This window comes from Vibrio sp. 1731 (genome assembly GCF_033339955.1).
Classification (GTDB): Bacteria; Pseudomonadota; Gammaproteobacteria; order Enterobacterales; family Vibrionaceae; genus Vibrio; species Vibrio alginolyticus.
Map to the genome: position 1 here is coordinate 102,518 of NZ_JAWOVO010000009.1, position 14,191 is coordinate 116,708.

The window sequence follows — 14,191 nt, forward strand, 5'->3', positions numbered from 1 at the left end:
CTTAGTAAGCGTTAGCACCAGTGAAGCCTTTGAAAACGGTCATAAAGATGATTTTGATGTCCATCCAAACCGACCAATGGTGGATGTAATCCAAATCAAACTCGACTCTCTTTTCCATTTTTTCTAAGGTGTCGGTTTCGCCGCGATAGCCATTAATTTGCGCCCAGCCAGTAATGCCTGGTTTTACTTTGTGACGTAGCATGTAGCGATCCACGATCTGACGGTATTCTTCATTGTGCGCCACGGCATGAGGGCGTGGACCAACAATAGACATGGTCCCTTGCAGTACATTGATAAATTGAGGCAGTTCGTCCAAAGAGGTGCGACGCAAAAAACCACCAAAAGGCGTAATACGAGGATCGTTCTTTGTCGCCTGTTTCACGTTGGAACCTTGATCCATGGTTGTCATTGAACGGAACTTCCAGACTTCAATCTTGCGCCCATCAAGACCGTACCGATGTTGTTTAAAGATGACAGGGCCTTTAGAAGTTGCCTTAATGCCAATTGCAATGACGAATAGAATAGGGGCGATTAAGACCAAAATAATGCTCGAAAACAAGATGTCTTCAAACCTTTTTACCCAAGAAGAAATTCCAGCAAAAGGTGTATCAAAGACACTTAGTGTTTGAACTTGGCCGATCTGCGCCCAACGAGAATGTAACAGGTTATAAGTGAAGAAGTCGGGAATCAGATACGTATTTGCGGTGGTATCTGAGAATTGGTTAAGAAGTGACGCAATGCGCTCTTTTGCGTGCATTGGCATCGCGATATAGACGTAATCTACTTCCCCTTTTTTAGCTCGCTCAAGGGCGTGGTCAACAGCTCCTTTAATAGGATAATCAGAATTTGGCAATCTGTCGGAAGATCGTTCGTCGTAAAAGCCATCAAAAAGCACGCCGTGTTCTGTGTGGTTTTGAATTTCGTTAGCTAGGGTAATGCCGTGAGGAGTTTGGCCGATGATGATCGCAGTGCGAGTGTTGAATCCTTTTTTTCTCAAATAGGCTAATCCGGTACGGAATGTTACTCGCCATGCTAAAAGCAGAGCGGGCGTAATCGCAAACCACAGCGCTAAAATTGTGTTATCAAATAAGGTATGGACTTCAGAAAAATACAGCACAATAAAGATAAGTGCAGAAGTCACCGCCCAAGCAACACAGACAATAAACATCTGCTCTTTAAACGAACTGGTTCGCCAAGAGCGATACAGATTGCCGCTTTCTGCCATAAATAGAAAGGAGATGCCTCCAACGAAAGCCAATATGACGTAATCTTTCCCCATCGCAGTATTCATGTCTTTGAACACTAAAAGCAGCATAAAAGAGACGATGACAGCAAGATCTGAGATGCGATATAAAAAAGCGAACTCCATCTCATGAGAGCGGATAAGTCCTTTTTGTTTCATGACTCAGTTTCCCTTCTGACACGCTACCGCCCTTGGGTGTCTTCCCCAATTGCCGTGTCGTGAACGTTATTAGTAGTTAGTGCACAGAGCATTCTGTGGAATGCTGCTGAGTTTTTTGTCACGTGTAATTTCGTTGATAAGTGTAAAAATTTGCTTTGTTGAGGTAAGTGGAAATAAGAATGATATTTAGCCCTTTGGCTAAGTTTGGCGGGTTAGGAAAAAGCTGGTACTTACTTATGAGGAATGAGGAAAAGTATTAAAAATGAAGTATCAGTACAAAGACAATGGTTTATGTGAGGTTAGAAGAAACGGGTGATTTGATTCGTTAACGATTAATGATTTAGTATCGAATTGCTGATATTTATTAAGATAAAAAAATCCCTCTCAAGTGAGAGGGATTTTTTTGAGTAAGGACGAATGAACTATTCGACTTCTACGCCGTTTTCTTTGTATAGGCGGCGGCATGCGCGACCATCACTGTGGAACAGGTGACAACGATGAGCTGGAATACCGATCTCGATTTTATCGCCAGTGTCGACTGCAAGCGTGTCAGGCTGACGGAAAATAACGTCGGCGTCCGCGCCTTCTAGATTTAGGTATACTTGAGTTTCGTTACCTAGCTTCTCAACAATCATCACTTCACCGTGAATACTTGCATCAGCTTCAGAAGCGGATAATAGGTGCTCAGGGCGAATGCCTAAAGACATTCGGTCGCCGCGGTTAACGGTTGTACCATCCACCGGAATCCAGAAAGATACGCCGTTAGATAGTTGAACTTTGACGCGCTCTGCTTCTACTTCATCAATGAATACGCTCATGAAGTTCATTTTCGGAGAACCGATAAAGCCAGCTACAAAGCGGTTTTGTGGGTAATGGTAAAGCTCAAGCGGCTTACCAACTTGCGATACATAACCGCCGTCTAGTACAACGATTTTATCTGCCATTGTCATCGCTTCTACCTGATCGTGCGTTACGTAGATCATGGTACAACCAAGTTGGCGTTGTAGCTTAGTAATTTGTGCACGCATGTTTACACGCAGTGCCGCATCCAAGTTTGATAGTGGCTCGTCTAGAAGGAATACATTTGGCTGCGATACCAATGTTCGGCCAATCGCCACACGTTGACGCTGTCCACCAGAAAGTGCTTTTGGTTGGCGCTCAAGCAAGTGGCCTAGTTGTAGGATTTCTGCTGCTTGTTCAACACGCTTGTCGATTTCTGCTTTGTCTGCTTTTGCTAGTTTCAAGCCAAATGACATGTTGTCATATAAGTTAAGGTGCGGGTAAAGAGCGTAAGACTGGAATACCATACCAACACCACGTTTGGATGGTTCGACGTCATTCATGCGCTGGTCACCAATATACAAATCACCTGAAGTAATGTCTTCAAGACCGGCAATACAACGTAAAAGGGTAGATTTACCACAACCTGATGGACCTACGAAAACAACAAATTCACCTTCGTTGATTGTTAGGTCTACGTTCTTAGAAATCAGTACGTCGCCATACGCTTTACAAACATTTTTTAACGTGACACTCGCCATGTAGCTCGTCCTCGATCAATTTTTTATTATTCACCGCTCATCATTATATGAATTATCTAGCGAGCAGTAACAGTAGGAATCGGTAAGTTCTTGCGGTTGGTAAGAAAAGTAGGGTAGCACTTCAATAAAATGTCCTGAATAGAAGTGCTACCCATCATAGCCAAGTACGAGTTTCTCTCCCCCACATTATTCGTATTGTCTCCCCCGTGAAATAATTACCACAAACAACACTAATAATGACATTCCACTCGTCTGGCAATGCAAAACCAGCAAATCTTTTTCCTAATACGTAGGCACTGCTGGGAAAGGGTTCTTACCATCCACTCTTGGATGACTGCAGTTTCTAAGATTGTGCGTAGTGCGACATCCTCCTAATAGAAATAATTGTAGGGGGAGTAGAAAGGGAGGAGTAAAAAAGGAGGAGGAAGAAAGCAGTTGGTCGGAAATCACATTATTGCACCACCTAAAGTTGAAACCGATCACAGGAACTATCCATTTTGTGATTTGAGTCTCTTACCCTTGGCGATTTAGATCACGAAAATACGTCATAATTGTAAGGGCGTAGGGATTAGGAGGATGAGACATATTGGATTATTTCAGATGATATATGTCGAAATACGGCTGAACCTCAATGGACTAGCCCTACATCAAAAATATAAAAAGGATACGAACATGAAAAAGTTAAGCGCTGTAGCACTAGGTACTCTTGTTGCTTTGGGTTCTTTTGGTGCTAATGCTGCCATCGAAGAAGGACAACTTACTATCTGGATCAACGGTGATAAAGGCTACAACGGCCTTGCTGAAGTTGGTAAGAAATTTGAAGAAGACACAGGCATTAAAGTGACTGTGGCTCACCCAGATGGCCTTCAAGACAAATTCCCTCAAACTGCAGCGACTGGCGACGGTCCTGATATCGTATTCTGGGCTCACGACCGTTTCGGTGGTTACGCAGAAGCTGGCCTGCTAGCAGAAATTAAACCTTCTAAGAATATTCAAGAAGGTATCGTTGATTTCGCTTGGGATGCAGTACGTTACGACGGCAAATTGATCGGCTATCCAGTTGCGGTTGAGTCTCTATCTCTAATCTACAACAAAGACCTAGTTCCAAACCCACCAAAGTCTTGGGAAGAGGTTGCAGCATTAGATGCAAAACTTAAAAAAGACGGCAAGTCTGCAATCATGTGGAACCTAAAAGAACCGTACTTCACTTGGCCACTAATGGCGGCTGATGGCGGCTACGCGTTCAAATACACTTCTGAAGGTTACGATGTTAAAGACGCTGGTATCGCGAAAGAAGGCGTTAAAGACGCAATGAGCTTCGTAAAAGGCTTAGTTGATAAAGGCGTAATCTCTGCGGATATGGATTACTCAGTGTCTGAGTCTGCGTTCAACCAAGGCAAAACAGCGATGACGATCAACGGTCCATGGTCTTGGGGCAACATTGAGAAGTCTGGCGTTAACTACGGCGTGACTACGCTACCTAAGTTCCAAGGTCAATCTTCTAAGCCATTCGTTGGTGTTCTAACGGCTGGTATCAGCACTGCGTCTCCAAACAAAGATCTAGCAGTTGAGTTCATTGAGAACTACCTACTAACAAACGATGGCCTACGTATGGTTAACAACGATAAGCCTCTAGGTGCGGTAGCACTTAACTCGTTCCAACGTGAGCTAGATTCAGATACTCGTATCGCAGCAACAATGGACAATGCGATGAACGGCGAAATCATGCCAAATATCCCTCAAATGAACGCATTCTGGGGGGCGGCTAAGAACGCAATCATCAACGTAGTTGACGGTCGTCAAACTGTCGATGCAGCTCTTGCAGATGCAGAAAAACAAATGACTAAATAATTAAGTAAGACCTTTTTAAGGAGGGGGCAACTCCTCCTTACTTTTCTATATTTATTCTATATTCGCTAGCAGGTTCCCTATGCAGTCAGTTCAAGGTACAAATGCTATGACAGCACCAGAAGCCAGCCTTCCGAGCAGCAAAAAAGTGTTCATGAAATGGTCACTTTTAGGCACAGTCGGCATCATCAATGGCTACGCAACAATCCTTATGTATTCTCGCGGTGAGATTGCGTTTGCACTACTTACGCTCATTCTTACCGCTTTAGCGTTGTTCATCTTTGGTAGTAAAAAGACGTACGCACACCGTTACATCTACCCTGGTATAGCAGGGATGATCCTTTTCATTCTTTTTCCTTTGGCGTACACCATAGGTTTGGCGTTTACCAACTATAGCGCGAAGAACCAACTCTCTTTTGATCGCGCTCAGAACGTACTTTTGGACCGAACTTACCAAAGTGGTGATAGCTACCCGTTCACTTTGTATAAAACGGAGCAAGGCCATCAACTTGTGGTTGAAAAAGATGGTGAGCTACTTGCAAGCCCGACTTTTCAGCTTGATAACCTTTCAGCATCGGAGTTTGATCTTTCACCAATTGAAGAAGTAACGGGTGAAAAAGAATCAATCAAGGCGATTGTTAAGAACCGCAGTGCGTTGAGCAGTGTCGATTTACATTTGCCAAGTGGTGATGATATCCGCATGAGTGGGCTGCGCAAATTTGCTGCAGTTGTACCTTTGTACACATTACAAGAAGATGGTGAAACGCTTTACAACAACCGGACTGAAGAAACGCTACGTCCAAATATGGAAGTAGGTTACTACCAGCCTGTCGATGAAAACGGTCAATTTGTTGGTAGCACAGTGTCACCAGGTTTCGTGGTGAACATTGGTACCCACAACTTTGAGCGTGTTTGGAAAGATGATGGTATCAAAGAGCCGTTTATCAGTATCTTTATCTGGACCATTGTTTTCTCTGCGCTAACCGTATTGTTTACGCTTGTTATTGGTCTTGTCCTTGCCAGTGTGGTTCAGTGGGAAGCACTTAAAGGTCGCTCAGTTTATCGTTTGTTGCTAATCCTGCCTTATGCAGTTCCGGCGTTTATTTCTATCTTGATCTTTAAAGGTTTGTTTAACCAAAGCTTTGGTGAGATCAACATGTTGTTGGAAGGCTTGTTCGGCATTAGCCCGGCTTGGTTCTCTGACCCGTTCATGGCGAAAACCATGATCTTAATTGTGAACACTTGGCTTGGTTTCCCTTACATGATGATTTTGTGTATGGGCTTACTAAAAGCGATTCCAGACGATTTATATGAAGCATCAGCAATTGATGGTGCGAACTTTGTCACGAACTTCACACGTATCACACTACCAATGATGTTGAAGCCGTTAACACCATTGTTGATCGCGAGTTTTGCATTTAACTTCAACAACTTCGTACTTATCCAGTTGTTGACTGGCGGTGGTCCAAACATGATTGGTACATCAGAGCCTGCGGGTTACACCGACCTGCTAGTAAGTTACACCTACCGAATCGCATTCGAAGGTGCTGGTGGTCAAGACTTCGGTCTAGCAAGTGCAGTAGCAACGCTTATCTTCCTATTGGTTGGCGCATTGGCACTTATCAACCTACGCGTAACTAAAGTAGCTCAGGACTAAGGAGAAATTACAATGGCAATGGTACAAGGTAAGTCATTAAAGTATCGTGTTTGGGCTACTCATATTGCAATGTGGGCATTCTTGGCACTGATTATTTTCCCTTTGCTGATGATCATCGCGATTTCATTCCGTGAAGGTAACTTTGCAACGGGTAGCCTGATCCCAGACAACCCAACACTTGATCACTGGAAATTGGCATTAGGTTTCTCGGTGACTAATCCAGACGGTACAGTTACACCGCCACCATTCCCAGTAATGACATGGCTGTGGAACTCTGTAAAAGTGGGTGGTATTTCTGCAATCCTAATCGTGGCGCTATCAACCACATCGGCTTACGCGTTTGCTCGTATGAAGTTCAAAGGTAAGAACACCATTCTTAAAGCGATGATGATCTTCCAGATGTTCCCTGCGGTGTTGGCACTGGTTGCTCTGTACGCGTTGTTCGACAAACTGGGTCAGTACATTCCTTTCCTTGGCCTGAATACGCATGGCGGTCTGATCTTCGCTTACTTAGGTGGTATCGCACTGCACGTATGGACCATTAAAGGCTACTTCGAAAGTATTGACTCGTCTCTAGAAGAAGCGGCGGCTCTTGATGGTGCTACACCATGGCAAGCATTCCGTTTGGTATTGCTGCCACTGTCTGTACCAATCCTAGCGGTAGTCTTCATCTTGTCGTTCATCATGGTAATTGGTGAAGTTCCTGTAGCGTCACTACTGCTTTCTGATGTAGACTCGTACACACTTGCAGTGGGTATGCAGCAATACCTATATCCACAAAACTACTTGTGGGGTGACTTTGCCGCAGCTGCTGTACTTTCAGCAGTGCCAATCACTGCCGTATTCTTACTTGCGCAGCGCTGGTTGGTTGGTGGTCTAACCGCTGGTGGTGTGAAAGGATAATCTCTTGTGGTCTGAGATTGATAAGAATAACTAGAAAAGGGCGACCACATGGTCGCCCTTATACTTAGCACGGATATTACAATTTTGGTTTGGCCGCCGATCAGTAATATCTTGGCTTTTATTGGCGTTACGCATAGCTGGCTGTTAGCTTAGTTCCTTACGATTCAATCACTAACAGTTTTTGTAACCATAACCTGAGTTTAGACTCAGGTTTTTTTATGCCTGTTAAAGGCAATTTTGCAATAAGTAGATAGAGATTAGCGGCTTTGCAATGGATTACACAGGGCTTGAATAATGCCCTGCGTAGCACTTCACATAAATAACTAGAGCTTAGTAAAAAGCTAAATTGAGGTAGGGAAGGAAGAGATTAAAACTCTCGGCTGGAAGGTGCGCATCCAACGTATTGAAGCAGCGTGTACAAGCTTTCTTGCTGCAGTGCGACGCGACGAAATAGATTAGCAAAGGTAACGTCACCGCCAAAGCAAGTTTGAATGTAATGATTAATTTCTGTTTCGTTATACCCCTCGACGTACATGGTTCTCACCCACTGGTACTCGACCGCTTTTAAATTGGTCAACGTCTCTTCACTTAAGGTCGTTTCTTTTAGTCTCAAGATCCAAACTCTATCCAACTCTAAAATAACGGATGGATTTAAGCAAAGCTAGGTGAAGGATTTATGACAGAGAAGGGCGAGCGTGAAACAAATGGCAAAACCATGATGTTGCTCCACACTCTGGGTCTAGGTAACGTTGAGGTACTTAATAGCGTTCTTAACGGATGCCAGTTACTTGAGGTATTTAACGTGTGCTTCCATTTCTTCCCCAATCTCTTTACGCATGTTCATAAGACGGATAGCGGATTGCTCTAAGGCTTTGTCTTCATCTGACTCTGGAATCCATTTCGGTACATCGGTTGGTTTTCCGTTTTCATCTACAGCAACCATGATAACGATACAGTGAGTGGTGAGTCTGTTTTTCATTTGCTTTGGATCACTAGCTTGCACGTCAATCGCAATGTGCATTGAGCTTCGTCCGGTATAAATGACTTTCGCGCTAACTTCGACTAAGTTGCCGACATGAATCGGAGCAACAAACCGAATGCCGCCAGCATATGCGGTAATGCAATATTTACCACTCCACGCTGCAGAACAGGCGTACGCAGCCAAGTCGATCCATTTCATTACGGCGCCGCCGTGCACTTTTCCGCCAAAATTTACGTCGCTGGGTTCTGCTAAAAAGCGAAGGGTAATGTCTCTTTGACCACTGCTCATCTGTCTTTCCTTGATGGGTTATTGTTTTCCCAATTTAGCAGCAAGATGAATTTTCGGGAATAGCGAATGAAACAAAACATTAACTTTTATTCGAACGCTGGGAGTGACAAGCCACAGCGTAGTTCTGTGGCTTGGGGTGTAGATGTTAATTGGTGGTAGAGGCAATCTCAGAATTGGACAATAGTTTTCTCTGTCTTACTTTTATTTGCGACAGGATAACGCCAGAGATGACTAACAACCCACCAATAATATGGTAAGCGTAAATTTTCTCATCAATTAGTGTTGAAGCAAGTATGACGGAAACCACAGGCATTAGGTTCATGAACATAGCGCTTGAATCAGCACCAATTGAATCAATCGCTTTTACCCACATCAGCGGCGCGAAAATGGAAGCAGCAATACCAGCATAAGCGATTAATGGTAGCGCGTCTTGGCTTGGTAACAGTTGCTCACTAGAGAGCCAAAGTGGTGTGAGCATCAAAACAGAAAAGACGCCCTGCATGTAAACCAGAGTCAGACTACTGAATGGCATTTTCCAGCGTTTTAGCAGAACACAATAAGCCGCGTATACCATGGCAGCAACGAGCATTAAGCTGTCACCTTGCGTTAAGTCTTGATGTAAAAAGTAAGTGATATCACCGTGACCAAGCATAAATGCCAAGCCGCCGAGCGAAATGACACCACCGACGATACTTAACATTGATATAGATTTACCGAGCAATGGGACACTTAAAAACACACTGATCAAAGGAACTAAAGAGGTGATCAGGGCCATATTAGAGGCCGTTGTTGTTAAACCGGCATAGTATCCAAGTGACTGGTTGAGAACCATACCAAGTAACGCAAGAAACGCCAACTTAGCTAAGTAAGGTCGAATAATGTGTCGTTGTTTGATGATTGCAGGCAGGCAAAATGGCGTTAGGAGTACCATTGCGACAAACCAACGGTAGAAACTCATCGCACTTGGTTCAATGGCGCTCGCAGCCATCTTGTTCACAATTGAGTTACCACCCCAAATCATAACGGTGAAAAACGGAAGTAAATAAATCATGAGAACCCTATAGCACAATTATTGATGGCGCTAGTCTGGCAGGTCTTTATAATAAAAAGTATCTCTTAAAAGACATCGTAAGCGATAGGAAGACAATTTTGAAAAAGAGCGCCAGAAATCTTCACCCCTCCTTATCAATCGATCGTGCGCCATCAGATGTATTTATGAATTTCGAAGCGTTTCTCTCTAATACAGAAACACGAATTCATAGCCACCCTTGGGGGCAAGTGCAACTGATCAGCGGTGGGATTCTGGAGATGGATGCAGAAGACACAAGATTTCTAGCACCTCCACATCTTGCTATTTGGGTTCCCGCCGGAGTTCGTCACACTAGCTACAACCGTAAGCCAATCGAATATTGTTCTTTGAACATTGCCCCTGAATTGACGGCGCATTTTCCAACTAAAACGAGCTTGATCAAAGTGACTCCAATCGTGTCATCTATTATTGAGGACTTTCGTCAGCGAGACATTAACGTGGCGCAAACTGATGAAGACAAGCGCTTGGTACAAGTGTTATTGGACCAGCTTGCAAAGCAAGAAGTCGAACATCACTTTTTACCGACTACCGACAATAAGTATCTTGAACCGATTTTAAAAGCAGTAGAAGAATCGCCGACGGATGAGATCAGTTTGGCGGAGTGGGCGGCAAAAGTGCATACTACAGAACGCACGTTAGCGAGACATTGCCAGAGTGAGTTGGGCATGAGCTTTACTGAGTGGCGCTTACGTGTGCGATATTTACATTCTATGGAGTTGCTGCGTAAAGGGCAGACTGTGAAAGAAGTCGCTCTGACGTTAGGTTATAACCAAGCTAGCCCTTTTATCGCGATGTTCAAGAAATACTCCGGCATGACACCGGAGCAATACAAGAATCGATTGTTGTAAAAGTGTAGAGTCTATTTTAAAAAAATTGACAATGCGCTGTATGATGACCGACTCGAAAAGCTGATGGTATTGGAAAGACTTACGTCTATCTTGTGTCAGATTGAGTCAGAATTATAACCTTGAGAATTCGCTTTATTATTATTGCTTTACAACATGCCTGTAAGATTCTTTAGATGATACAATGTGCTAAAGTGACAAAAAACTCAATTGACACCGCTTAGATTTAAGTATTGATTGTTATTAGTTTCTTCAGCCGCCAATTTGTCCCTACTTTTCAAGGAAGTAGAGTTGTACTGTGCAACTATAACTCTTCTACCCTCAATCGTGAGTTCCAATGTGGGTGACCATATATTCTGATCGCGATGCGTCACAATAATCACGGTCGAGTTCAATGTTTGAATATGTTGAGCAATACTTTTTTCGGTTGCTTCGTCTAATGCTGCCGTCGCTTCGTCGAAAATGAGGATTGGCGCCTTTTTAATGAGAGCTCGCGCAATTGCGACTCTCTGTCTTTCACCTCCTGACAACCCTGAGCCTCTTTGTCCTACTGTTTGATGTATTCCTTTAGGAGATGAGTCAATAAGTTTGTCCAATTGTGCGTGTCTTGCAAAGCTCTCAACTTCATAATCACTTGCATTGGGATTACCTAACCGAATGTTATCCGCCAATGTGCCAGTAAAAATGACCGGTTCTTGAGCAACATAGGCTATATGCTGGGTGAGCACGTCATAAGGGATATTCTTTAGATCTATCCCTCCGAGCGAAATAAGACCTTGGTCAGGATCATCAAACCTTAGAAACAGGCCCAGTAAAGTGCTTTTGCCACTGCCACTGACTCCATTGATGACGACGGTATCACCTTGTTTGATCTCCGTGCTAGCATCTTCAAAGAGATCTAAATGGCCCACAAGGTTCAGTTCGAACTTATGGTTTTTGGGGGAGGTTGCAAATTGAGGATTAGGCTCAGGCAGAACAGGGACATTCGTTAACTGAGCGTAATTTTTAATTGAGGATTTTACGTCGTTAATCGCAAAGCCTGCCAACGCGAGTTCACCCAAAGGTGCAGCTGCACGGGTAATCAATATCAATAAAGCCAAGACTAATAAGGGTTGAGTAATCGGCTCTAAGACGAGATAGATGGCGATACCTGCAAGGGGTAAAATCGTTGCCAATCCTGATACTAAGGTTGCGATAGAAGCGTTACGATTAATAGTTGAATGAACTTCTTCTTGTGCGTGCCAACTCTGTTCAATACGCTCGATTGAGCGCTCAGGCCCCGCTGTTGAGCGAAGTAACTCAAGGTGATCTATGAGCTCAAGTGTTGATTTAGTCGCTTGAAGCTCTGCGTCATGTCGGTCGCTATCTGAGCGACTTAGGTATCTTTGCGCCTTGTACTGAACGAGCAGTGCAACTAGTAACAATACGGCACTGAGTAGTGCAATTTCACCTCCTCCAACGACCCCAATACCGATAATTAAAAATATGGGTAACATTGGAGCGTGTAAAAATGTTTGTAGCTGATGAGCAGGAATGGCCATAAAGCCAGGTATTCCTCGTTCTGCTAGTTGAGTGAGCTGAGTTCTATGCTGATCATTAAACCAAGCTAACTTTGCTTTACTGAGCGAATGACCTACTGATGAATAAAGATCCCCAGCCAGTTTCGCACCAGAGAGAAATCCAGAACGAGTTACAATAACGGTAACTATCACAGTTAGAACAGCAGCTATTATGACGTTCAATGGTGAAGCTTGTTCGACAATAGATATTGCAAGAAATGTGTAAGCCGTTGCCTCAAATAATGCAACTAGTCCCCAACCTATAGCGACTCGATATAGACGGTGCTTTGCACTTTGTGGAATTGTCGAATTGGAATAGAGGGTATTGTGAGCCGTCATACTTCTTCATCCTGTCGTTGAGCCTTTCTGTTGAGCATCAATGTAGTGTCTGCAAGTTTCGCGAGTTCTGAGTCGTGAGTAATTATGATCAATATCTTGTCTTGTGTTTTCGCAAACTTCGCGAGATTTCTGATCACAGTGAAGGCCGTATTTTTATCGAGAGCACTGGTTGGTTCATCCAGTAATAGAACGTTGGCTTGAGTTAGAAATGTGTTAGCTATTGCGACACGTTGTTGCTCGCCTCCTGAAAGCACGCTTGCATCAGAATTGAGGTCAATCTTTAATTGAGCTTGTTGCAAAGCTTGGTTCAGCTCGTCGTCACTTGAACTTGGCGTTGATAGTTTCAAATTCTGCCTAATGGTAGTTTTGAGTACACCGATATCTTGGGGTACATAGCGTATGGCGGAGTATCGGGATATCTCAGAGAGTTTAGACAGTTGATTGCCACCTAAGGTAACGAAGCCTGAAAGAGGTGTTTCTTGACCTGCTAATAGACGTAGTAACGTACTTTTGCCTGCTCCGCTAGGCCCCATGATGGCTGTAAATGAACCCCGTGGGAAGTAGTGGGAGAAGTTATCAATAATATTAACAGTTCCATTAGCCACTACGATATTTGATGCTTGTAGTGATAGCGGTTTTTCTCCCGCGCTCAAACTGCCACTTTCTATTTGTGGTTGCTGTAAAAAGTCGCTGATGTTCTTTGCAGCATTCTTTCCTGCGTTAACGTAGTCCAATCCATGGCCAAGCTTCAGCGCGGGTGATACGACGGCCAAACCAAAAAAGAATAGCGACGCCATTGCCACGGGACTTAATTCATAGCCAATGGTATAGGCCATTGCGAAAGTCGAAACCGCTTGAAGTAATGCGGTAGCAATTGCTGCTGGAAGGGCAACGCTACCAACCCATTTCACTATGCCGTGAGTAAAGCGTCTTGTGGCATCATTATAGCTGTCGAGTGCTCCTGCTTGCGTGCCGTAAATTCGATTTACTCGGATACCTCTTGTGTAGTCGTTTACTGCGGTAACGATATCACCCATTATTGTCATGCGCTCATTGCCATGTTTAGCGGCGAACCTAGGTAAAAAGAGTAGGTAGTACAATGATGCAATTAGGCCAGGGAGCAGAGTAAGCATCGCTACCGGACCTGTGAGATTCAACATGATAAAAATAGAAGTTGCGGGTACGACAATGAATGTCACGAGTTCTGAAGGCAAATGCGCAACCATGTGGTGAAGCGTGCTGATGTCTTCGGAAACTATGCGACGCAGTTGATTATCACCATATTGAGAGATGGTCTTGCTTGGCAAGCGCGTCAAGTGCTGAGCAACTTGGCGACGTAATCGAGTGGAAAACTGCGACTCGGCATCATGAACTAACCACGAGCCCACTGATGAGGCAAGTGCGCTAGCCGCCCAAAGTCCTATGGCACCGTAAATCCATTGGTTTGCAAATTTATCGATAAGGTTTATCAAGCATAGCAGTGCACCAACTTTTGCCACAGCGGCAAGTGCTTCACAAAACGTTCCCAAAGCAAGCTTCTTAATCGATGGCTTTAAGGCTGGCATTAAGCTAGGCGTAACGTAATGTTGGCTGATTTTACTTATCATATTGTCACCTTATCTAGCCTATCAAGCGAAAATAAGGAGAACGTGGTAGAGCATATTGAGCTCTTATCGTTTTTCATATAAAGCCTATGGAAGTGGACGTTGATGGATTATGTTTTGAATTAACTTTGGC

At 44.0% G+C, this 14,191-nt stretch carries 11 protein-coding genes; 4 read left to right on the plus strand and 7 right to left on the minus strand.

Annotated features, from left to right (window positions below; all coding sequences use genetic code 11):
- Window position 1: 1 nt before the first annotated feature.
- Both R7035_RS12610 and malK read right to left on the minus strand, forming a co-directional pair.
- Window positions 2-1,402, minus strand: coding sequence for an undecaprenyl-phosphate glucose phosphotransferase (locus R7035_RS12610; RefSeq protein ID WP_033906767.1), 1,401 nt, complete (start codon window positions 1,400-1,402; stop codon window positions 2-4).
- A 422-nt stretch (window positions 1,403-1,824) separates the two neighbouring features.
- Window positions 1,825-2,943, minus strand: coding sequence for a maltose/maltodextrin ABC transporter ATP-binding protein MalK (gene malK / locus R7035_RS12615; protein WP_005375271.1), 1,119 nt, complete (start codon window positions 2,941-2,943; stop codon window positions 1,825-1,827).
- A 672-nt stretch (window positions 2,944-3,615) separates the two neighbouring features.
- On the opposite strand from malK, the gene malE reads away from it, so the two are divergent.
- The 3 genes from malE to malG all read left to right on the plus strand — a co-directional run bounded on the left by malE (window position 3,616) and on the right by malG (window position 7,351).
- Window positions 3,616-4,794: a maltose/maltodextrin ABC transporter substrate-binding protein MalE gene (malE, locus tag R7035_RS12620; protein WP_005375272.1), complete on the plus strand. Its 1,179-nt coding sequence runs from the start codon at window positions 3,616-3,618 to the stop codon at window positions 4,792-4,794.
- A 79-nt stretch (window positions 4,795-4,873) separates the two neighbouring features.
- Window positions 4,874-6,448, plus strand: coding sequence for a maltose ABC transporter permease MalF (gene malF / locus R7035_RS12625; protein ID WP_005375273.1), 1,575 nt, complete (start codon window positions 4,874-4,876; stop codon window positions 6,446-6,448).
- A gap of 12 nt (window positions 6,449-6,460) precedes the next feature.
- Window positions 6,461-7,351, plus strand: coding sequence for a maltose ABC transporter permease MalG (gene malG / locus R7035_RS12630; protein WP_005375275.1), 891 nt, complete (start codon window positions 6,461-6,463; stop codon window positions 7,349-7,351).
- Between the two features lie 367 nt (window positions 7,352-7,718).
- Here the strand turns inward: malG and R7035_RS12635 are convergent, their stop codons facing one another.
- The 3 genes from R7035_RS12635 to R7035_RS12645 all read right to left on the minus strand — a co-directional run bounded on the left by R7035_RS12635 (window position 7,719) and on the right by R7035_RS12645 (window position 9,672).
- Entirely contained in the window at window positions 7,719-7,964 is a 246-nt protein-coding gene (locus tag R7035_RS12635) for a hypothetical protein (RefSeq protein WP_005375277.1), read from the minus strand.
- Window positions 7,965-8,135: 171 nt separating this feature from the next.
- On the minus strand, window positions 8,136-8,621 hold the full coding sequence (locus R7035_RS12640; RefSeq protein ID WP_005375279.1) for an acyl-CoA thioesterase: 486 nt from the start codon (window positions 8,619-8,621) through the stop codon (window positions 8,136-8,138).
- 145 nt (window positions 8,622-8,766) lie between these two features.
- Complete coding sequence (locus tag R7035_RS12645) at window positions 8,767-9,672, minus strand: DMT family transporter (protein ID WP_262651878.1); 906 nt, start codon at window positions 9,670-9,672, stop codon at window positions 8,767-8,769.
- 98 nt (window positions 9,673-9,770) lie between these two features.
- Here R7035_RS12645 and R7035_RS12650 point away from each other — a divergent pair, with 98 nt between their 5' ends.
- Window positions 9,771-10,559 carry an AraC family transcriptional regulator gene (locus R7035_RS12650; RefSeq protein ID WP_047101782.1) on the plus strand — a complete coding sequence of 263 codons (789 nt, stop codon included), beginning with the start codon at window positions 9,771-9,773 and terminating at the stop codon, window positions 10,557-10,559.
- Between the two features lie 203 nt (window positions 10,560-10,762).
- Here the strand turns inward: R7035_RS12650 and R7035_RS12655 are convergent, their stop codons facing one another.
- Both R7035_RS12655 and R7035_RS12660 read right to left on the minus strand, forming a co-directional pair.
- Window positions 10,763-12,454, minus strand: a complete 1,692-nt coding sequence (locus R7035_RS12655) for an ATP-binding cassette domain-containing protein (RefSeq protein WP_132936313.1) — start codon at window positions 12,452-12,454, stop codon at window positions 10,763-10,765.
- The gene (locus R7035_RS12660; protein WP_132936314.1) at window positions 12,451-14,061 is read right to left on the minus strand and encodes an ATP-binding cassette domain-containing protein; all 1,611 of its coding nucleotides are present in this window, start codon (window positions 14,059-14,061) and stop codon (window positions 12,451-12,453) included. Before R7035_RS12660 ends, R7035_RS12655 begins: the two co-directional genes overlap by 4 nt.
- Window positions 14,062-14,191: the final 130 nt, after the last annotated feature.